This is a genomic window from Pseudomonas gorinensis, from assembly GCF_042015035.1.
Classification (GTDB): Bacteria; Pseudomonadota; Gammaproteobacteria; order Pseudomonadales; family Pseudomonadaceae; genus Aquipseudomonas; species Aquipseudomonas gorinensis.
This window is the reverse complement of record NZ_CP167125.1, coordinates 162,066-182,445: the sequence shown is the minus strand read 5'-3', so window position 1 is coordinate 182,445 and position 20,380 is coordinate 162,066. Positions and strand designations below refer to the sequence as shown.

The 20,380-nt window shown below is 62.5% G+C and carries 19 protein-coding genes; 9 read left to right on the top strand and 10 right to left on the bottom strand.

What is annotated here, in order from left to right; all coding sequences use genetic code 11:
• Positions 1-91: 91 nt before the first annotated feature.
• The 6 genes from AB7933_RS00790 to AB7933_RS00765 are packed head-to-tail and all read right to left on the bottom strand — an operon-like array spanning position 92 to position 5,775.
• A complete protein-coding gene (locus AB7933_RS00790) occupies positions 92-1,024 on the bottom strand; it encodes a phosphatidate cytidylyltransferase (protein ID WP_024078218.1) in 933 nt (310 codons plus the stop codon).
• A 1-nt stretch (position 1,025) separates the two neighbouring features.
• Positions 1,026-1,646 (bottom strand): lysophospholipid acyltransferase family protein, encoded by a 621-nt coding sequence (locus tag AB7933_RS00785; protein WP_024078217.1) that lies wholly within the window; start codon positions 1,644-1,646, stop codon positions 1,026-1,028.
• 9 nt (positions 1,647-1,655) lie between these two features.
• Positions 1,656-2,099: a hypothetical protein gene (locus tag AB7933_RS00780; protein WP_024078216.1), complete on the bottom strand. Its 444-nt coding sequence runs from the start codon at positions 2,097-2,099 to the stop codon at positions 1,656-1,658.
• Positions 2,089-3,384 carry a phosphatase PAP2/dual specificity phosphatase family protein gene (locus tag AB7933_RS00775; RefSeq protein ID WP_024078215.1) on the bottom strand — a complete coding sequence of 432 codons (1,296 nt, stop codon included), beginning with the start codon at positions 3,382-3,384 and terminating at the stop codon, positions 2,089-2,091. Before AB7933_RS00775 ends, AB7933_RS00780 begins: the two co-directional genes overlap by 11 nt.
• A 2-nt stretch (positions 3,385-3,386) precedes the next feature.
• Positions 3,387-5,141, bottom strand: coding sequence for a bifunctional alpha/beta hydrolase/class I SAM-dependent methyltransferase (locus AB7933_RS00770; RefSeq protein WP_024078214.1), 1,755 nt, complete (start codon positions 5,139-5,141; stop codon positions 3,387-3,389).
• Positions 5,142-5,151: 10 nt separating this feature from the next.
• On the bottom strand, positions 5,152-5,775 hold the full coding sequence (locus AB7933_RS00765) for a CDP-alcohol phosphatidyltransferase family protein (RefSeq protein WP_024078213.1): 624 nt from the start codon (positions 5,773-5,775) through the stop codon (positions 5,152-5,154).
• A 488-nt stretch (positions 5,776-6,263) separates the two neighbouring features.
• Here AB7933_RS00765 and hflK (AB7933_RS00760) point away from each other — a divergent pair, with 488 nt between their 5' ends.
• The 8 genes from hflK (AB7933_RS00760) (at position 6,264) to cfaB (ending at position 15,433) form a co-directional block, all read left to right on the top strand.
• On the top strand, positions 6,264-8,189 hold the full coding sequence (gene hflK / locus AB7933_RS00760; protein ID WP_024078212.1) for a protease modulator HflK: 1,926 nt from the start codon (positions 6,264-6,266) through the stop codon (positions 8,187-8,189).
• Between the two features lie 9 nt (positions 8,190-8,198).
• Positions 8,199-9,188, top strand: coding sequence for a protease modulator HflC (gene hflC, locus AB7933_RS00755; protein ID WP_162163627.1), 990 nt, complete (start codon positions 8,199-8,201; stop codon positions 9,186-9,188).
• On the top strand, positions 9,185-10,219 hold the full coding sequence (gene hflK / locus AB7933_RS00750; protein WP_024078210.1) for a protease modulator HflK: 1,035 nt from the start codon (positions 9,185-9,187) through the stop codon (positions 10,217-10,219). Before hflC ends, hflK (AB7933_RS00750) begins: the two co-directional genes overlap by 4 nt.
• Complete coding sequence (locus tag AB7933_RS00745) at positions 10,216-12,102, top strand: cation-translocating P-type ATPase (protein WP_024078209.1); 1,887 nt, start codon at positions 10,216-10,218, stop codon at positions 12,100-12,102. Before hflK (AB7933_RS00750) ends, AB7933_RS00745 begins: the two co-directional genes overlap by 4 nt.
• 117 nt (positions 12,103-12,219) lie before the next feature.
• Positions 12,220-12,471 (top strand): membrane protein, encoded by a 252-nt coding sequence (locus AB7933_RS00740; RefSeq protein ID WP_024078208.1) that lies wholly within the window; start codon positions 12,220-12,222, stop codon positions 12,469-12,471.
• 65 nt (positions 12,472-12,536) lie between these two features.
• Positions 12,537-13,382 carry a DUF692 domain-containing protein gene (locus AB7933_RS00735; RefSeq protein ID WP_024078207.1) on the top strand — a complete coding sequence of 282 codons (846 nt, stop codon included), beginning with the start codon at positions 12,537-12,539 and terminating at the stop codon, positions 13,380-13,382.
• Positions 13,373-14,161, top strand: coding sequence for a DNA-binding domain-containing protein (locus tag AB7933_RS00730; RefSeq protein WP_024078206.1), 789 nt, complete (start codon positions 13,373-13,375; stop codon positions 14,159-14,161). The genes AB7933_RS00735 and AB7933_RS00730 overlap by 10 nt, the downstream gene beginning before the upstream one ends.
• An 87-nt stretch (positions 14,162-14,248) precedes the next feature.
• A complete protein-coding gene (gene cfaB / locus AB7933_RS00725; protein ID WP_024078205.1) occupies positions 14,249-15,433 on the top strand; it encodes a C17 cyclopropane fatty acid synthase CfaB in 1,185 nt (394 codons plus the stop codon).
• Between the two features lie 78 nt (positions 15,434-15,511).
• Here cfaB and cls read toward each other — a convergent pair whose 3' ends face one another.
• Complete coding sequence (gene cls / locus AB7933_RS00720) at positions 15,512-16,951, bottom strand: cardiolipin synthase (RefSeq protein WP_024078204.1); 1,440 nt, start codon at positions 16,949-16,951, stop codon at positions 15,512-15,514.
• 130 nt (positions 16,952-17,081) lie between these two features.
• Here cls and AB7933_RS00715 point away from each other — a divergent pair, with 130 nt between their 5' ends.
• Positions 17,082-17,603: a DUF3617 domain-containing protein gene (locus tag AB7933_RS00715; RefSeq protein ID WP_024078203.1), complete on the top strand. Its 522-nt coding sequence runs from the start codon at positions 17,082-17,084 to the stop codon at positions 17,601-17,603.
• Here the strand turns inward: AB7933_RS00715 and AB7933_RS00710 are convergent.
• The 3 genes from AB7933_RS00710 to AB7933_RS00700 are packed head-to-tail and all read right to left on the bottom strand — an operon-like array spanning position 17,600 to position 20,376.
• Positions 17,600-18,937: a dihydroorotase gene (locus AB7933_RS00710; RefSeq protein WP_024078202.1), complete on the bottom strand. Its 1,338-nt coding sequence runs from the start codon at positions 18,935-18,937 to the stop codon at positions 17,600-17,602. The two genes, AB7933_RS00715 and AB7933_RS00710, sit on opposite strands and share 4 nt — an antisense overlap.
• Positions 18,938-18,940: 3 nt before the next feature.
• Entirely contained in the window at positions 18,941-19,501 is a 561-nt protein-coding gene (locus AB7933_RS00705) for a DapH/DapD/GlmU-related protein (protein WP_024078201.1), read from the bottom strand.
• Complete coding sequence (locus AB7933_RS00700; RefSeq protein ID WP_024078200.1) at positions 19,498-20,376, bottom strand: metal ABC transporter substrate-binding protein; 879 nt, start codon at positions 20,374-20,376, stop codon at positions 19,498-19,500. The genes AB7933_RS00705 and AB7933_RS00700 overlap by 4 nt, the downstream gene beginning before the upstream one ends.
• Between the last annotated feature and the right edge of the window lie 4 nt (positions 20,377-20,380).

The window sequence follows — 20,380 nt, the reverse complement described above, 5'->3', positions numbered from 1 at the left end:
ACACCGATACGCCGCACGGCGGGGATGTTTACCGGGTCAGCGGGGCCCCTCCCACATTTTGATCGTCATTGGGCTTGAGAGGGGTGTGGGGTCAGGTCCACCAGTAGCGTACGAGGTGAAAGAAGATGGGGGCGGCGAAACACACCGAATCCAGCCGATCCAGCATGCCGCCGTGCCCTTCGATCATATGGCCCCAGTCCTTGACCCCGCGGTCGCGCTTGATTGCCGACATGACGATGCCGCCGGCGAAGCCGAGCAGGTTGATCAGCAGGGCGATCAAAAACGACTGCCATGGGTTGAACGGCGTGGTCCACCACAGTGCCGCGCCGATCAGGGAGGACAGCAAGATCCCGCCGACAAAGCCTTCCACGGTTTTCGACGGTGACAGGTTGGGCGCTATCTTGTGTTTGCCGAACAGCTTCCCGCACACGTACTGCAGCACGTCCGACAGTTGCACCACGATCACCAGGTACGCGATCAGCAGCAGGTTACGGCCTTCGTAGCCGGGGATATCGAGGGTCAGCAGGGCGGGCACGAAGGACACGCAGAACACCGCGATCATCAGGCCCCATTGCACCTTCGACGCGCGTTCCAGGAAGTGCGTGCTGTCGCCGCCGAGGGAGGCGAGGATCGGCAGCAGCAGGAACACGTATACCGGGATGAAAATGGAGAACAGGCCGTACCAGTCGGCATAGATCAGCAGGTATTGCAGCGGCAGGGCCAGGTAGAACGCGGCCACCAGGGCCGGGTAGTCGCTGCGCCGGGTGGGGGTGAGGGTCAGGAATTCGCGCAGTGCATAGAACGACACCGCGTAGAACAGCAGGATCACCGCGCCGGTACCCAGCCAGAAGGCAATGCCGATCACGACCACCATCACCCACCAGGCGTTGATGCGCGCGTTGAGGTTGTCGATCACCGCATTCGGCGCGCCACGGCTGCGCAGCTTGAGGATCAGGCCGATCAGCGAGGCGAGTACCAGGATCGCGCCGATCCCGCCGAACAACATCAGGGTTTGGCTAGCCATGTCAGGAGTGCTCCGGGGCGAGGGCGAGCAGGGCGTCGCGGGTACGGGCCAGGAACAGCGCCTTGTCTTCGCCTTCCTCCAGTTGCAGCGGTGCACCGAAGCTGGTGGTGCATAGCAGCGGCAGTGGCAGCACACGACCCTTGGGCATGACCCGGTTGAGGTTGGCGATCCACACCGGGATCAACTCAGCCTGTGGGTAACTTTTTGCCAGGTGGTACAAGCCGCTTTTGAACGGCAGCAGGCCGTCTTCCAGGTTGCGCGTGCCTTCGGGAAAGATGATCAGCGAGTCCCCGCCTTCCAGCGCGGTGAGCATGGGTTGCAAGGGGTTATCCACAGGGTCCTTGCGTTCGCGGTCGATCAACACGCCGTTGAATACGCGGTTGATGATGTAGCGGCGCAGTGCGCTTTTGTTCCAATAGTCGCTGCCGGCCACTGGGCGCGTGAATTTGCGCAGGTTCTGCGGCAACGACGCCCATAGCAACACGAAATCGCCGTGGCTGCTGTGGTTGGCGAAGTAGATGCGTTGCACCGGCACCGGTGCGCAGCCCAGCCACAGGCTACGAGCCCCGGTGACGGTGCGGGCCATCGAGGTAATCAGCGTGGCAACCACGGGTTCGAACATGGGGATTCCTTATCCTGCGAAAGGTAGCCAAGGGCTGGCGAGGATCACGGCCAGGGTCAGCAGCACTTGCGCGCCCAGTAGCCAGGCTTGTTTGCGCAACAGTTTGAGAGCACCGCGACGGCGTTCGGTCCAGGGTCGACCGGCGCGTTTGGGCGATTGCAGGCCGAGGGTTTGCAACGCCTGGTCGAGGTCCGGGGTGCGCTCGGTGTCGCGGGCCAGCAGGGCGAACAGGTCGGCGTCGAAGGCTACCCGCAGCGACCAGTACTTTTGCAGCAGGCCGAGGATAATCATCCACAGGCTGAGCAACAGGCAGATGGACGAAATGCTGGCGAGCAGCAGTTGCGCCAGGCCGAACAATACCCCCAGTAATGTCAGGCCTGTGGATAACTGATCCAGCGAACGGCCGCGGCGCAGCAGGCTGGCGACGACTTGGAGTTCCATATCAGCGGGCATGGAGCAGACCCTCCAACGCTTCACGGTGAGCAGGATGCAGGACCACTTGGTCCCGCGCTGTACGAATAATAGCCAGTGCTTCATCCACCGTGGCGGCGCGCCCGCTGTGCAGCAGCCAGGCGGCCATGGCGGTGGCGCTGCGCGAGTAACCGAGGGCGCAACACACCAGCAGCGGGCCGCTGGAGCGCAGGCGTTCGATGGCGTGTGCCGCTTGCAGGCATTCGGCGGCGGTTGGGGCGATCAAGTCCAGCACCGGAACGCATTGATAAGCGCCCTGTGGATTAATCGGCAGTTCGGCACACAGATCGACGATTGCCTTGAATGAAGCCTGCTCGTTCGTGGCAGGAATCCTTCCAAGCCACACGTTATCCACAATCCGGTCGGGCTGTGGATGCTGACGTGTCCACAGGCGTGAATTGATCCACGCGGCCGCCAGGTAGGGCGCATACAGCCAGCGAGCCGCCGGCGTGAGACGGCCATCGGCACGTTTCTGAAAGCCCGCCGCGCCGAGCACACAGTAATTGGCGTTGACCAGGGCCAGGGACACCGCCGGCCACAGCAGCCATAGCCACCACCCGCGCAGCACCCAGGCGAGGATCACCAGCGTCAGGGCGCCCAGGCCATAGCGCAGACCCAACCGCCAGCGCTTGGGGTCGCGGCTAAGCCGCGCATTCAGCAACGGGCTGGGATGTTCCAGCGGCCACAGCCACACACACAGCCAGCCGGCGAGGGCGCCTGTGGGTAAGTCAATAAAGTGGTGTTGATAAGTGGTCAGCACCGAAATACCGATCAACCCGAACCAAGCATGCACCACCCAGCGCCACACGCCCTGGGCATGGCGCTGGTACATGATCCACAGGATCACCAGCAGCGCGATATGCAGCGAGGGTGCCTGGTTGAACGGTTTGTCGAAACCCGCCAGCACGGCAAACAGCCAGCCGAACACGCCGTCCAGTTCCGGCCGCTCGAAGGTGAAGCGCAGTGGCCAGATCAAGAAGCAGCTCACGGCGATGACCTGGGCACTGAGCAGGCGCAGCGCATGTTGCTTCAGTTCATGGCGGGTACTGGGCAGCAGCAGTGAGAAGCCGTAGAGCAGGTCGATGGACCAGTAGGGCACGATGGTCCACGCCCAGAATGGCATATGGGTTTCCCAGCCGAACACCAGCGTGCCGACGTCGCTGCGCTGGCTGGTGACCCAGGTGGCGAAACCATAGGTGCTGAAAAACAGCGGCGCCAAGAGCAGCAGCCACAGGACAGCTGGCTTTAACAGGCCGGGTTCGCGCATGTTCAGATCTTCTGTGCCAGGGACACGGTAAAGATGCCCCACTCATCCACACGCTGGGTGATTTTGCGGAAACCGGCGGCCTCCACCAGTTGGTCCATTTCCGCCTGGCTGCGGCGACGCATCACCCAGGCCTGGCCTTGGCGATGGCTGGTCAGCGCGCGGGCAATCAACTCCAACTGCGGGTGCCATGGCTGGCCGGTGTAGACCAGGTAACCGCCGGGTTCCACCGCGTCAGCCAGGCCGGCCAGCGAACCGCCGACCATGGCGTTATCGGCGAACAATTCATACAGCCCGGAGACCACGGCCAGCGTCGGCTTGGGCGCCAGCGCGGCCAGGTCAGCGCGGTCGAACGCATCGCCTTTGACGAACTGCGCAATCTCCCCCAGGCCTTTCTCACGAATCAGCGCGCTACCGTCGCGCACGTTGATGTCGCTGTAGTCGCGCAGCAGGATCGATTCCGGCAGCGGCGACACGCCTTGCAACGCTTCAAGGATGTAGCGGCCGTGGCCGGCGGCGATGTCGACAATGCGTACTTCACGCTGTTCATCCCGCAGCTTGGCCATGGCCAGGCGCAGCAGTTCTTCGACGTTCAGCTTGCGCTGGCGAATACCGCGCCAGCCGATGGAGTTGAGGTAATTGGTGTCGATCATCCGACCCAGCGCGCCTTTGCCGGTGGGCGTGTTGCGGTACACGTAGTCCAGGGTGCTGCCGGAGTCGAACCCGGTGTCGAAGCCCAGCTTTACGCCATCCGACAGGTTCTTGCCCAGGCCCATGCTGGCGCGGGTCATGCGCCAGTACAGGTCGCGCAGGGAGTTGCGCGGCAGTGGCGCGGCAAGGGCTTCGGACTCGGCGCAGGTGGCGCCCAGCTTGTCGGCGTCCAGCAGAGACGCGCGGTCCAGCGGCTGGGTGAAGTTTTGCAGGATAAAGCGCCTGGCGCTGCTTACGGCCACGGCGCGGTTACGTTCGCCGAGGGTGTCGTGGAAAAAGCCGGGGAGGATATGCAGCTCTTTTTTCAGGCTGCCCAGGCGATCGAAAAACTGCTGCTGGGGTTTGCGGTGCACCACGAAGTCGGAGCCGGAGATCAGCAACTGGGTGGGGACCTGGATCGCCTGGGCATCGGCTACAACCCGGTCGGCCGCTTCGTACAAGCCCAGCAGCACATTCACCGAAATCGCCTTGGTGATCAGCGGGTCGCTGTCGTAGGACGCCACGCGCTCCGGATCATGGCTGAGGAACTTGGCCTTGACGTAGCTGTTGACGAAAAAGTTGCCGCGAAACTTGCGCATCAGTGCCAGGCCGGGGCGGGCGAAAGGCACGTACAGCTTGACCTTGAACGCCGGGGAGGCCAGCACCAGGGCACGGATTTTAGGGGCGTAGTCGTGGACCCAGGTGGCGGCGATCACGGCGCCGACGCTTTGGGCGATCACGGCGACATTTTCTTCCTCGATACCGTGGGTGGCGCCGACATGGTCGCAGAAGGTCTGCACGTCGCGGGCGCTGGTGGCGAAGCTGGGGCTGTCGCCGCGTGCGCCAGGCGATTGGCCGTGGCCACGGGCGTCCCAGGCAAAGAAGTCGAACTGCGGCAGGTTCAGTTCATCGACCAGGTGGGCGATGCGCCCCGAATGCTCGTGACCGCGATGGAACAGCAGGATCGCCTTGCGTGGCTCGCCGTCCGCGGGGGCGGTGGCCGGCCAGTGCCGGTAGAAAAGCTCGACGCCGTCATGGGTAGCGAAGGTGTGTTCTTGCTGTTCGCGCATCGCAAAATCCTTATGCAGAAGGGGAGATGGAGTGTTCTTCTTTGAGACCCTGGCGCACCCGGTTGATCAAGGTGTAGGCGAGCAGGGCGGCGACCAGCCACATCACCACATCGACCCAACCGGCGCCAAGCCAGCCCAGCGCCACACCCATGGCCAGTACGCCAAGGACGAACGCCCGATCACTCTTGCCCATTGGCCCGTCATAACGCCGTGATGCGCCAATCATCGGTCCCAGCACACCCGCGTATTCGCTGAACACCGCAAGCAAGGTCACCAGCAGTACGGGCACCAGGCTGACGCCGGGGATCAGCGCAAAGGGCAGGATCAGCGCGCTGTCGGCGATCACGTCGCACAGTTCATTGAGGTAGGCACCCAGGCGCGACTGCTGGCCGAATTCCCGCGCGAGCATGCCGTCGATGGCGTTGAGGGCCATGCGCAGGATCATCCACAGCGGGATCAGTGCAAACAGCCAAAGGTGCTGGGCGAAGCCAGCGATCAGCAGACCGACCAGCAGGGAAACGACGCCGGCCAGTACGGTGATCTGGTTGGCGGTGGTGCCGTTGTCGTAGAGGCGCTGCACGAGGGGGCGCAGCAGGTTTTGAAAACGCGGTTTGAGCTGATAGATCGAAATCATGGGAGGTGACGCTTCCTTGTCCGTGAGCCCGCGAAAAACTGGTTTGGAGTGTGCCGATTATTCGTGGCCTGTACCAGTGATGGCTTGTGTTTATGGGGGGTTAGTCACGATCTGGAAAGCACGTAAGAGCAAATGTGCGAGGTGCTTGCCCCCGATAGCGGTCTGTCAGTTGATGCCGGTGTTGGCTGATCCATTGCCATCGGGGGCAAGCCCTAATGCCGTTCAGTTAAGCGTACATCGCCTTCTGTAGGAGCGAGCTTGCTCGCGAAAAACGTCAACGATAACGCGTGTTTCCTGAGTGAACGCGGCGCCTGTGAGTTCTTCGCGAGCAAGCTCGCTCCTACAAAAAAGCCTTAACTGAACGGCATTAGGGCAAGCCCCCTCCCACAGGGGATCTGTGGGCGGCTTGAAAAGGGGTGTTTATCGAACAAAAATTTCACTATCCGTGTTATATCGTAACGAATTGTGTACGAGCGGGCGTTGAGTGGATGCAACTGGATCTAGAAGCTGAAGGCGCCTCGGTAGAAGGCTTGCCGCGTTTTCAGCAAGGGCTGTTCCATGCCCGTCGATTGAGACAAGCCGGTATCAGCCTGACCCTGCTGGCTATCAGTGGCTGGGTATTGGCGCTGTTTGTCGCGCTGTTTGCGCCGCTGTCGATCTGGCCGGTGGTGTTGATCAACTGCGCGTCGGCCCTGCTGGTGCTGGTGGCCGGCTTGCAGTCGGCGTGGTGGGTGGCCGATTGGCGCGCCCAGGCGCTGGAAGGGACCATCGTCGAGCTGATCGAGCCACCTGTTGAGCCTGCCGCCTGGCACCGCGACCTGATCAATCGATTCGGCAGCGGGCTGCTTGCCCAGATCGGCGCGCCCGTGTTGTGGCTCGTCGGTTGGTCGCTGCTGGCGCTGGTCAGCGTCCTCGAGTTCTGGAACCTGGCCTTGCCTGCGGCGGCGGTTAGTCAGTCTGCCAGCATCGGCGCGGCGCTGGCGCTGGCATTGGCCTTCGGCTTGCTGGTGTTCGAGCGCCGCCTGGCTCAGGAAACCGCTGCGCAGTGGCCGGAAGCCGCGCAGTTGGTGCAGCTCAGTCGAGTCGCGATCATCTGCCTGGTGGTCAGTGCGATTTGCCTGTTGTTCGCGGGTGCCGAAGCGGTCTGGCCATTGCGCTTGGCCACGCTGATCGGGCTGTTGCCGGCGCTGGTGGCGCTGGAGTTTCTGTTACGCGGCGTACTCTCGTTGTTCAGCCCACGGCAGCCGCGCCTGGAACCGCGCCTGATGGCGCAGAGCTTTATCGCCGGGTTGCTGCGCTGGCCGCCACAACCCTTGCAGGCGCTGCAGCACGAATTGCACAACCGCTTCGGCATCGACCTGCGCCAGATCTGGGCGTTTACCTACATGCGCCGGGCGTTCCTGCCAGTATTGCTGGTGGTGTTGGCCGTAGGCTGGGCACTGACCGGCGTACACGAAGTGCCCCTGCAAGGCCGTGGGATTTATGAGCGCTTCGGCAAACCCGTGGAGGTCTTCGGCCCTGGCCTGCATGCCGGCTTGCCCTGGCCGCTGGGCCGCGTGTTGAGTGTGGAGAACGGTGTGGTGCATGAGCTGGCGACCAGCATCAGCGAGGCGGCCACGCCGGAGCTTGCCGCCGCCGAAGGCCCTGCGCCGTTGATTGCCAACCGCTTGTGGGACGCCAGCCATGTCAATGACAAATCCCAGGTGATCGCCAGCAGCAGCGGCGACAAGCAGAGCTTCCAGATCGTCAATATGGACGTGCGTTTCGTCTACCGTATCGGCCTGACCGACCAGGCCGCGCTGGCCGCCACCTATAACAGCGCCGATGTGCCGACCCTGATCCGCAGCACCGCCAGCCGCATCCTCGTGCATGACTTCGCTTCACGCACCCTCGATGAATTGCTTGGCGAACAACGCACCCGCTTGGCCGACGAAATCGGCCATGCCGTACAAGCCGACCTGCAAACGCTCGACAGCGGGGTGGAAATCTTGGCGACCGTGGTGGAGGCGATCCACCCGCCGGCCGGTGCCGCCAATGCCTACCACGGCGTGCAAGCGGCACAGATCGGCGCCCAGGCCCTGATTTCCCGTGAGCGCGGCGCTGCCAGCGAACAAACCAACCAGGCGTTGTTGCAAGCCAGCACCGCCCGCGACCAGGCATTGGCCATTGCCCGTGAAGTGAGTGCCGGCGCCCAGGCGGCAGACCTGCGTTTTAGCGCCGAACAGAAGGCCTACGCCACGGCCGGCCGGGCCTTTGTGCTGGAACAGTACCTCGGCCAACTCAGCCAGGGCCTGGCCCACGCCAAACTGTTGATTCTGGATCATCGCCTGGGCGCCAACAGTGCGCCGACGATCGATCTGCGTTCTTTTACCTTGCCGGCCGATCCCTCGGTACCGCGTAAAGCCGTTCAATAAGGAGTCTGTCTGTTGAGCGCTCATTCTCACGATCATGGTCACCACCACGGCCACCATCATCACCATCATGGTGATGAACAACCCGCCGGCCCATTCCCTTGGCGCCGCATGGCCTGGGCCGTATTGCTGGTGCTGTTTGCGGTCGCTGCCGCCAGCCTGGTGCAGGTGCGGTCGGGCGAGGCCACGGTGATTACCCGTTTCGGCAACCCATCGAGAGTGCTGCTGGAGCCGGGCCTGGGCTGGCGCTGGCCGGCACCGTTCGAAGCGGCGATCCCGGTTGACCTGCGCTTGCGCACCACTTCCAGCGGTTTGCAGGATGTGGGCACCCGCGACGGCCTGCGCATTATCGTGCAGGCCTATGTGGCATGGCAGGTACAAGGCGATGCCGACAATGTGCAGCGCTTTATGCGTGCAGTGCAGAACCAACCGGATGAAGCGGCGCGGCAGATTCGCACCTTTGTCGGTTCGGCACTGGAAACCACGGCGGCCAGCTTCGACCTGTCCAGCCTGATCAATACGGATGCCAGCCAGGTGCGCATCGCCGAATTCGAGGCGCAGTTGCGCCAGCAGATCGATCAACAATTGCTGACCACCTATGGCGTACGCGTGGCACAGGTGGGTATTGAGCGGCTGACCTTGCCGTCGGTGACCCTCACTGCCACCGTCGACCGCATGCGCGCCGAGCGTGAAACCATCGCCACTGAACGCACCGCCGTGGGCAAGCGTGAAGCGGCGCAGATTCGCTCCGCTGCCGAGCGCGATGCGCGGATCGTGCAGGCTGACGCCACGGTAAAAGCCGCCGATATCGAAGCCCAATCGCGGGTCGAAGCCGCGCAGATTTATGGTCGTGCCTACGCCGGCAACCCGCAGCTGTATAACTTGCTGCGCTCCCTGGATACCTTGGGCACCGTGGTCACCCCGGGTACCAAGATCATCCTGCGCACTGACGCCGCGCCATTTCGCGTCTTGGTGGACGGGCCGAAGGACGTTCAACCATGACTGAGCGTGACAGCCCGGACAGCCCCTGGATCCAGGCCGGCCGCCTGACGTTCCTGGCGCTGTACGCGGTGACTGTGTTGGCGGCGCTGGCCTGGGCATTTTCCAATGTGCGCCAGATCGACCCCCAGAACCGCGCCGTGGTCTTGCACTTCGGCGCACTGGATCGAATCCAGAACGCGGGGCTATTGCTGGCGTGGCCGCAACCCTTCGAGCAAGTGGTGCTGTTGCCGGCGGCAGACCGTGTGATCGAACGCCGCGTCGAGAACCTGCTGCGCTCCGATGCGGCGGTACAGGCCGACCGCGTGGCCAGTTTCGCCACGCCGTTGAGCGATGCACTGGCCGGCTCCGGCTACCTGCTGACCGGCGATGCCGGCGTGGTGCAGCTGGATGTGCGGGTGTTCTATAAGGTCACCGAACCCTACGCGTTTGTGTTGCAGGGCGAGCATGTACTGCCGGCCCTGGATCGCCTGGTGACCCGCAGCGCCGTGGCATTGACCGCCGCCCGTGACCTCGACACGATCCTGGTGGCGCGCCCCGAACTGATCGGTACCGACAACGGCGCCGCCGAGCGCCGTGAACGGCTGCGCGGGGACCTGGTGCAGGGCATCAATAAACGCTTGGCCGAGTTGGCCGCCAGCGGTCTGGGCCTGGGTATCGAAGTGACCCGTGTCGATGTGCAATCGAGCCTGCCGAGCCCGGCGGTGAATGCGTTCAATGCGGTACTCACTGCCAGCCAGCAGGCTGACAAAGCGGTGGCCAATGCGCGTACCGACGCGGAAAAGCTCACCCAAACCGCCAACCAGCAAGCTGACCGCATGGTGCAAGTCGCCCATGCCCAGGCCAGTGAGCGCCTGGCCAATGCCCAGGCGCAAACCGCCACTGTCGCAAGCCTGGCCCAGGTCAAAGACCCCGGCCTGCTGCTGCGACTGTACCGCGAGCGCTTGCCGAAAATCCTCGGCCAGGCCGGCTCAGTGACCACGGTCGATCCCAAAGACGACTCCCGCTTGATCATCCAGGGAGCCGACCAATGAGCGCACCTATGCTGACTTCCGCCGAGCAGCGCAGCGCCGCCCGGCAATTGACCCTGGCCATGCTCGCCTTGGGTTTGCTGGTGCTGGGCCTGGTGTGGCGCTGGCTGGCGCCGGACCAGCAGGGGGTGAGCCAGTTGTTGCTGGGTGTCGCTTCGCTGCTGGTGGCCGTGCCGGTGATGCGTTCGGCCTGGTACAGCCTGCGGTTTCCCAGCCTGCATGGCATCACCGACCAACTGATCGCCCTGGCCATGCTCGGCGCCTGGGCGACGGGCGATCTGCTGACCGCCGCGCTGCTGCCGATCATCATGATCTTTGGCCATGTGCTGGAAGAGCGCAGTGTGATCGGCTCCCAGGAAGCGATCCATGCCTTGGGCAAGCTGACCCGCAGCCATGCGCGCCGGGTGCAGGCTGACGGGAGCATCATTGAAGTGGACAACGGCACGCTGAACACCGGCGATATTGTCGAAGTGCGTGCGGGTGATCGGGTACCGGCGGATGGGGTGGTGTTATCTGGCCAGGCGAGCCTGGACACGGCGCCGATCACCGGTGAGTCGGTGCCGCTGGAGGCCAGTGTCGGCATGCAGGTGTTTGGTGGGGCGATCAACCTCGACGGCTTGCTGCGCCTGCAAGTGACCCGCACCGGTAATGAATCGACCCTGGGCAAGGTCATCGCCCTGATGCAGAACGCCGAGCGTTCCAAGCCACCGATCACGCGGCTGCTGGAGCGCTATGCCGGCAGCTATATGGTGTTGGTGCTGTTGCTGGCGGCGGTCACCTGGTTTGTCACCAACGACGCCCAGGCGATGCTCGCGGTGCTGGTGGCGGCATGCCCGTGTGCGCTGGTGCTGTCGGCGCCGGCCACGGCAATTGCCGGGATTGCCGTGGCGGCACGGCATGGGATTCTGATTCGCAGTTCAGCCTTCCTGGAAGAGTTGGCGGACCTGACTTCGTTGGTGGTCGACAAGACCGGCACCCTGACCTTTGGCACCCTGCGTTTGCAGTCGATCGAAACCAGCGTGCCGGACCGCCAGGGGTTGCTGAACCTTGCCGCCAGCCTCGGCTCGGCCAGCAGTCACCCGGTCAGTCGGGCGTTGGCGGGGTTGGCGACCCAGGCGCAATTGTTGGTGCTGACTGATATCCGCGAACGCCAGGGCCTGGGCGTCGTGGCACAGACCGAGCAGGGTGAAGCCGCGTTGGGGCGCCCGGAGTTGTTCGAACAATTGGGTATTGTCACCACGACCGTGCCGAACCACGACGGCCCGATTGCCGGGCTGGCGCTGAACGGGCGATTCCTCGCCTGGTTGCTGCTGGCTGATAGCGTCAAGCCGGAAGCCCGCCAGGCCCTGCAAGAGTTGCGGGAGCTGGGCCTGGGCCGGCAATTGCTGCTCACCGGCGACCGCCAGAGCGTGGCCGACAGCCTGGCCCTGGACGTCGGCATCAGTGATGTCGAAGCCCAGGCATTGCCGGAAGACAAGCTCAATCGCGTGTTGGGGGAGATCAGCAGCGGCTTCCGGCCGATGGTGGTGGGTGATGGGATCAACGACTCCCTGGCACTCAAGGCCGGCGTAGTCGGCGTCGCCATGGGCGCGGGTGGGGCGGATATCGCACTCGCGTCGGCGGATGTGGTGTTGATCGGCAGCGACCTGCGCCGGTTGGGCACCTGTGTGCGCTTGAGTCGCCAGTGCCGCAAGACATTGCAGGTCAATGTGATCATCGGGCTGGGTTGGACGTTGGCCATCGTGGTGTTTGCCGCATTCGGTTGGCTGGGGGCCGCGGGGGCAATGATTGCGGCGGTGCTGCACAACCTCAGCACCTTGCTGGTGCTGGGTAACGCCGGGCGTTTGCTGCGTTTCCAGGAGCCGCTGTTGAAGCTCGACGAATAATTCCGAGGAATTTTTGCAAGCGGCTGTAACGCCGATAGGGGGCCTCACTCTAGTGGTGTGTCGAGACTGAGCAATCCGTTCAGACCGACTCCACTACTGATTGATGAGGACTACACAATGAACATCAAACAAGCCGTTTCCGGTGCTGCCCTGGCGATCGCTGCCGCTTCCATGTTTGCCGGTGTCGCCACCCAGGCGCAGGCCGCAGACGCGGCGGTTCATTGCTACGGCGTGACTTCCTGCAAAGGCATGAACGACTGCAAGACCGCTGAAAACGCCTGCAAAGGCCAGGCGGTGTGCAAGGGCCACGGCTTCAAGGCCATGACCAAGGCTGAGTGCGACAAGGCTGGTGGCAAGGTCGGCGAGTAAGCGCAAGCCGAGTGCACCCGCAGCGGGTATTCCGACCGCTGCGGACACCTTTCCAGGAGTCCATGATGGCCAGCTCTTTCCCCTCCCTGGGTTACGGCCTGGGTTTACGCAACGAATACTATGAACAGATCCTTGAGCAATCCCCTGCGGTGGATTGGTTCGAAGTGATCTCCGAGAATTATCTGGTGCAGGGCGGCAAAGCCTTGTACTACCTGGACGCAATCGCCGAGCGCTACCCCCTGGTGATGCACGGCGTGTCCCTGTCCATCGGTGGCCCCCATGCCCTCGATACCGATTACCTCAAGCACATCAAGCAGCTCGCCGAGCGTATCCAGCCAGCGTTGATTTCCGACCATCTGTGCTGGAGCCGCGGCAACGCGCATCAGCTGCATGACCTGCTGCCGCTGCCTTACACCGAAGAAAGCCTTTACTACGTCGCCAACCGTATCCGCCAGGTGCAAGACGTGTTGCAGCGCCCGCTGGTGCTGGAGAATGTCTCCAGCTATGTGCGTTCCAAGCTGGATGAATTCACCGAGTGGGAATTCCTCAACGCCCTGTCCCATCTGTCGGGCTGCCAGCTTTTGCTGGACGTCAACAATGTGTATGTCAGCGCCCGTAACCACGGTTTCGACGCCTGGACCTTCATTCTCAACCTGCCGCCCGAGAGCATTCGGCAGCTGCATCTGGCCGGGCATAGGGACTACGGCGACTATGTGGTCGACACCCATGACCAGCCGGTGTGCGATCCGGTATGGGCGCTGTATCAACGGACGCTGGAGCACCTGGGGCCGGTCTCGACACTGTTGGAGCGTGACGATCATTTCCCGCCCTTCGAAGAGCTGTTGACCGAGTTGAGCAAGGCCCGCGAACTGGGCGCCACCGCCTTGGCCAGGAGGTCGCGATGCGCCTGACCGATTGGCAGATGGCCTTCGAACAGCACCTGTTATCGGACACCTCGACTGCCGACAGCGGCTTTGCCGCGACCTTGCTCGGCGGGCCGACGTTGGATGTGGACACCGGCCTGGCGATTTACCACAACGCCTATCTGGAACGGCTGCGGGATGTCCTGCGGCATGACTTCGGCGCCATCTGGTATTGGTTGGGGGATGATGAGTTTGCGCGGCTGGCCGAAGCCTATGTACGTCGTTATCCCTCGGCTCATTACAGCCTGCGCTGGCTGGGTGAACGGTTTCCCGCGTTTATCCTTGAGCACCTGGTGGCTGCACAAAGTGCGCCGCTGGCTGAGCTGGCGCGCCTGGAGTGGGCATTTACCCTGGCCTTCGATGCGCCGCTGGGGCAGCCGTTGACCCTGGACGCCATGGCGTCGTTGCCGCCTGACGAGTGGCCTGGGCTTAAGGTTCAGTTGGCGCCGACCGTGCAACAACTGCTCTGTCGCTTCAACACGGTGGCGATCTGGCGTGCGAGCAAGGATCAATCGGAATTCCCCGGCAGCCAGGCGCTGGAGCCGGCGCAAATCTGCCTGGTATGGCGTCATCGGCAAATCTGCCATTACCGCAGCATGGACTCGGCGCAAATCTGTGCGTTGGCCGGAATGGTGACCACCGGTTGGAGTTTTTCAGAACTGTGCGCGCAGTTGCTAGTCACTTATGGAGAGGGCGCACCACTGCAAGCGGTCACGTGGCTGAAACAGTGGGTCCAGGACGGTTTGCTCGAACGCCGAGCCCCATAGAAGGCTGCTATTAAATCGATAGCCTCCTACTTTGTCTTCGGATGGTCTACCCTCATTCCAGACGTCTGAAACAAGGGGGGACTACTCATGCTCGCGCAACTTCCACCGGCCTTACAGAATCTTCAGCTACCGCTGCGTCTTCGACTCTGGGATGGCCATGAATTCAACTTGGGCCCTGAGCCCAGTGTGACCATCGTGGTGAAGGACCCCACGGTTGTGTCCAAGCTTAGCCATCCAACGCTCGACTCACTGGGCGAGGCCTTCGTCGAGGGCAAATTGGAGCTGGAAGGCTCCATCACCGAAGTGATCCGGGTTTGTGACGAATTGAGTCACGCCCTGGTCGATGACGACGCAGGGAATCGTCCGGTGCGCTCGATCCACGACAAGGCCACTGACGCAGCGGCGATTTCCTACCATTACGACCTGTCCAACGAGTTCTACCAGCTTTGGTTGGACCAGGACATGGCCTATTCCTGCGCATATTTCGAAACCGGCAGCGAATCCATCGACCAGGCCCAACAAGACAAATTTCGCCATCTGTGCCGCAAGCTGCGGCTGCAGCCGGGGGACTATCTGCTCGACGTCGGCTGTGGTTGGGGCGGGCTGGCGCGTTATGCGGCGCGGGAGTTCGGGGCCAAGGTGTTTGGTATCACCCTGAGCAAGGCCCAACTGGCCTTGGCTAAAGAGCGGGTAAAAGCCGAGGGCCTGGAAGGTCAGGTCGACCTGCAGTTGCTCGACTACCGTGACCTGCCCCAGGACGGCCGTTTCGACAAAGTGGTGAGCGTGGGCATGTTCGAGCACGTCGGCCACGCCAACCTGGCGCAATACTGCAAGACCCTGTTTGGCGCGGTGCGTGAAGGCGGCCTGGTGATGAACCACGGCATTACCGCCAAACATACCGATGGTCGTCCCGTAGGCCGTGGCGCCGGGGATTTTATCGAGCGCTACGTATTTCCCAACGGCGAACTGCCGCACCTGGCGATGATGACCGCAGAGATCAGCGAAGCCGGGCTGGAAGTGGTCGATGTGGAAAGCCTGCGCCTGCACTACGCCCGCACCCTGGACCATTGGAGCGAACGCCTGGAGGATAACCTGGAAGCGGCGGCGAAGATGGTGCCGGAGCAAGCGTTGCGTATTTGGCGGTTGTACCTGGCGGGGTGCGCGTATGCGTTTGCACGGGGCTGGATCAACTTGCACCAGATCCTGGCGGTGAAACCTCACGCGGATGGCAGCCATGAACTGCCGTGGACGCGGGAAGATATCTACCGCTGATCACGATGACGAAAGCACTAAAGAACTAAAGGTGGGAGGGGCGGTGCCCCTCCCACCTTTTTTCTACTGCGTTGGCTGTTAGAGAATCGGTGAGATCAAGCGCGCGATCCGCATGCCCAGGTGTTGCAGGCGGCGGGTTTCGCGGCTTTCCTCTTGGCTGACTTCATGCGCCAGGGCAAAGTCGTCCAGCAACATGTGCTCCACTTCCTTGGCGAAGGCTTCGTCGACGGTCAGTAACATCACTTCGAAATTCAGCCGGAAGGAACGGTTGTCCATATTCGCACTGCCGATGGCGCTGATTTCGCTGTCCACCAACACCACCTTCTGATGCAGAAAACCTGGCGTATAGCGGAATACCCGCACCCCGGCGCGTACGGCTTCGATGGCGTAGAGGCTGGACGCGGCATACACGATTCGGTGGTCGGGCCTGGATGGCAGCAGCAGGCGTACGTCCACCCCGCGCAGGACCGCCAGGCGCAGGGCGGCAAACACCGCTTCGTCGGGAATGAAATACGGGCTGGTGATCCACACACGCTCGGTCGCCGCGTGGATGGCCTCGACAAAAAACAGCGAGCAGGTTTCATACGGGTCTGCCGGGCCGCTGGCGAGCAATTGGCAGAGCACACCGTCGTCGGGGTAGGTGTCCGGCAGGATCAAGGGCGGCAGTTCTCGTGCGGCCCAGAACCAGTCTTCAGCGAACGACTCCTGCAGGCAGGCCACCACCGGGCCGGTGACTTGCACATGGGTATCGCGCCACGGAGCCAGCGGCGGTTTTTTGCCCAGGTATTCGTCACCGACGTTGTGCCCACCAACAAAGCCGGTGATGCCATCCACCACTACGATCTTGCGGTGGTTGCGGAAGTTGACCTGGAAGCGATTGAGCCAGCCGCTACGGGTGGCGAACGCCTTGACCTGCACCCCGGCGTCGCGTAGCGATTGCACGTAGCGATGGGGCAGGGCATGGCTGCCGATTCGGTCATAGAGCACGTAGATGCCTACGCCTTGCGCGACCTTTTCCTTCAATAAGGCGTGCAGTTGGCGGCCGAGTTCATCGTCATGAATGATGAAGAACTGAAACAGCACGGCAGTATTGGCGTTGCGAATGGCGTCGAAGATCGCACTGAAGGTGGCGTCGCCATTAATCAGCAAACGCACTTCATTGTTTGCCAGGCATGGCATGCGCCCCAGCTTGGGCATGGCACGCAGGGAGGCGTAGGCGCTGGAGTTGCGCGCGGCCAAGGCTTCCTCGACCCACGGGCGCCAGTTCAGCTCGGTGATAGCAGTGTGCATTTCCTGGTTGGCCTGGCGCCGCGCCTGGATGTAGGCATCGAAGGTGCTGCGGCCGAAAATCAGGTAGGGGATCAGGGTCAGGTAGGGCATGAACATCAGCGACAAGGCCCAGGCGATCGAGCCTTGGGCGGTCCTGACGGTCAGCACCGCATGGATCGCGGCGAGGGTCCCGAGAAAGTGCAGCGTGGCGATGAAGTAGGCGAGCAGGTGCGGGCCAAAAAAATCCATGGACGACATGACTCCAGACAATCCAATGCGTAACAGACCATGTTCGGCCACGAATGTCGCTATTTTATTTGTCGTGCAACACTGGCACGTTTACGGCGTCTAACGCCAACAATTGCCCAGGAGTTACCCGATGAATGCTCGTCTGCTTGGTTTGGCCATGGTTGTTGGTTTGTCGTTGCCCGTGGCAGCGCAGGCGCAGATGCTGGCGCCGGGCTTGTGGGAATTGACCACCAGCAATATGAAAGTCGATAACCAGGACCTGCCGGACCTGTCGCTGATACTGGGTCAGCTCAAGCAACAGATGACCCCCGAACAGCGCGCCATGTTGGAAAAGCAGGGCGTCACCATGGCCGGCAAAGGCGTGCAGGTGTGCCTCACGCCCGCCCAGGTTGCCTCTGACACGATCCCCCTGACCGACCCGCAATCGGGCTGCAAACAGGAAGTCACCGACAAGACCGGTAACCAGTGGAAATTCCGTTTCAGTTGCCCCAAAGCCCAGGGCACGGGGGTTGCCACCTTCCAGAGCCAGAAGGAATTCACCACCACCGTCAACGGCACCTTCAATGCCACAGGCATTCAACAGAAGGGTAGCCTGGACAGCCATGCCCAGTGGCTGGGCAGCAATTGCGGTACGGTCAAGCCTCGCGCTTAACGCAGGAACTGCAACGGTAAACCCTGGCAACTGTCGACCACCTTGCCGTTGTGCCAGGCCAGGTGGCCGGAGACCAGCGTGGTGCTGACGCTGTGGCGGAAGCTGCGCTCGGCGAAGGGTGTCCAGCCGCAGCGAGCCAGGATCGGCTGGCTGCTGACGGGCTTGCCCGCCGGCTCTGGTTTGATCAGCACCAGGTCGGCCCAATAGCCTTCGCGTAGATAACCCCGATCCGGGATGGCGAACAGGTCGGCGACCCGATGGCTGGTCTTCGCCACCAGGGTGGTCAAGGGCAGCAGCCCGTCGGCCACCAACTCCAGCAGCGCCGGCAACGCATGTTGCACCAGCGGCAAGCCCGATGGCGCTTCACAATACCCCAGCTGTTTTTGCGCCCAGGTATGCGGCGCATGGTCAGTGCCAATCACATCCAGACGATGACTGAGCAAGGCTTGGCGCAGGGCGTCGCGGTCGGCGTGGGTCTTGATCGCCGGGTTGCATTTGATCTGATGGCCCAGGCGGTGATAGTCGCGGTCGTCGAACAGCAGGTGGTGCACGCAGACTTCAGCGGTAATACGTTTTTGCGCCAGGGGTTTGTCCTCGAACAAGGCCAATTCGCGTGCGCTGGTCAGGTGCAGCACATGCAGGCGTGTGCCGTGGTGCCTGGCCAACTCCACGGCCAAAGAGGAGGAGCGATAACAGGCCTCGGCGTCCCGGATCAGCGAGTGGGCGACGGCGGGGATCTTGTCCCCGAAACGCTCGCGCAGGCGCCGCTCGTTGGCCAGGATGCTCGGCGTGTGTTCGCAGTGGGCCAGCAGGATGGTCGGCACTTCTGCAAACAGCCGCTCCAGAATCCGAGGGTCGTCTACCAACATATTGCCGGTGGAGGCCCCCATGAACACTTTGACCCCAGCCACTTCGCGGGGATCGAGCGCGGCGATGATGTCGAGATTGTCGTTGCTGACGCCAAAGTGAAAACCGTAGTTGGCGACTGAATGCAGGCCGGCGCGGCGCTTTTTTTCGGCCAGGGCTTGCAGGGTCAGCGTGGCCGGCTGGGTGTTGGGCATGTCCATGAAACTGGTGATGCCACCGGCTACGGCCGCCCGGGATTCGCTGTAGAGACTGCCTTTGTCGGGTGCGCCAGGGTCGCGAAAGTGCACCTGGTCATCGATCATCCCTGGGAGCAGCCATTGGCCCTCTGCGTCGATCGCCAGGGGCGCATTACAGTCCTCGATACTGCTGGCGATTTTCTCGATGCGGCCGTTGGCGACCAGTACATCAGCGTCGAATACCTGGCCTTCGTTGACCAGGCGGGCGTTACGGATCAGCAGGCGGCTCATGGTTCAGAACTCGTTTTGCAGGGCTTTGTAACCGCGGACCAAGTCGACGTTGGTGCGTGCCACGTCTTCGGAAAACTCCGAGGCGCTGACACTGACCGGCGGGAACTGCGAAAGGTCAGTGTTCGGCCCGATGCGGGTAGTGGAGGGCACGTAGAACGCGGTGGGCAAGTCGCGGCCGTCGACCACCGAGTTATGACGCACCACGCAGCCGTCGCCGATGGTGCAGTTGAACAGCACGCTGTTGAAGCCGATGAAGACACGGTCGCCGACGCTGCAGGGGCCATGGACGATGGAGCGGTGGGCGATGGAGGTGAACTCGCCGATGGTCACCGCCGCGCCCGATTTGGAGTGGATCACCACGCCGTCCTGGATATTGGAGTTGGCGCCGATGGTGATAGGGTCCATGGCGCCGCTGGCGTTGACTTCATCGGCGCGGATTACGGCGTAGGGGCCGACGAAGACGTTCTCGCCAATGATGACCTTGCCGCAGATGATCGCCGTCTTGTCGACGTAGGCCGATTCGGCGATCACCGGCAGATCGCCGGAAGGGTTCTTGCGAATCATGGCTTACCCAACGCGGCGCATAAGGTATTGAGGTTGTATTCGAACAGCCCGGTAAAGGTGCTGGCCGGGCCTTCTGCTGCAAGAGCGTCGGAGTAAAGCGTGCCGCCGATCTGCGCGCCGCTTTCGTCGGCGATCTGCTTGAGCAGGCGTGAGTCCTTGATGTTTTCCATGAACACGGCTTTGACCTTGTCTTTACGGATCTGGGTGATCAGCGCGGCGACTTCGGCGGCCGAAGGCTCACGTTCGGTGGACAGGCCCTGAGGCGCCAGGAACTGGATGCCATAGGCCTGGCCCAGGTAGCCGAAGGCGTCATGAGAGGTCACGATGCGACGGTTGCCCGGTGGCAGCGCGCCGAATTTGGTCTTGGCTTCGGCGAGCAGGCGGTAGATTTCTTTCAGGTAGGCTTGGCTGTTGTGCAGGTAGTCAGCCTTGTTGGCCGGGTCAGCGGCCACCAGCGCCTTGGTGATGTTGTTCACGTAGATTTCGGCGTTGGCCAGGTTGTGCCAGGCGTGCGGATCGGGGATGGTTTCGCCGTCCTCCTCCATGGTGTGGGAGATCACACCTTTGCTGGCGGTGACCACCGTGGCCTTGGTTTCGGTGCTGGTGACCAGGCGGTCCAGCCAGGGTTCAAAACCGAGGCCGTTCTTGATGATCAGCTTGGCCTTGAGCAACGCCTTGGCGTCGTCCGGGGTGGGCTCGTAGGTATGGGCGTCCGCGTCGGGGCCGACCATATTGCTGATCTGGATGTGATCACCACCAATCTGGTGGGTGATGTCATCGAGGATACTGAAGCTGGTAACCACTTGGAGTTTGTCGGCGGCCTGGGCCGTCGATAACGACAGGACGAGACTGAACAGCACGAGTAAAGCGCGCATCGGG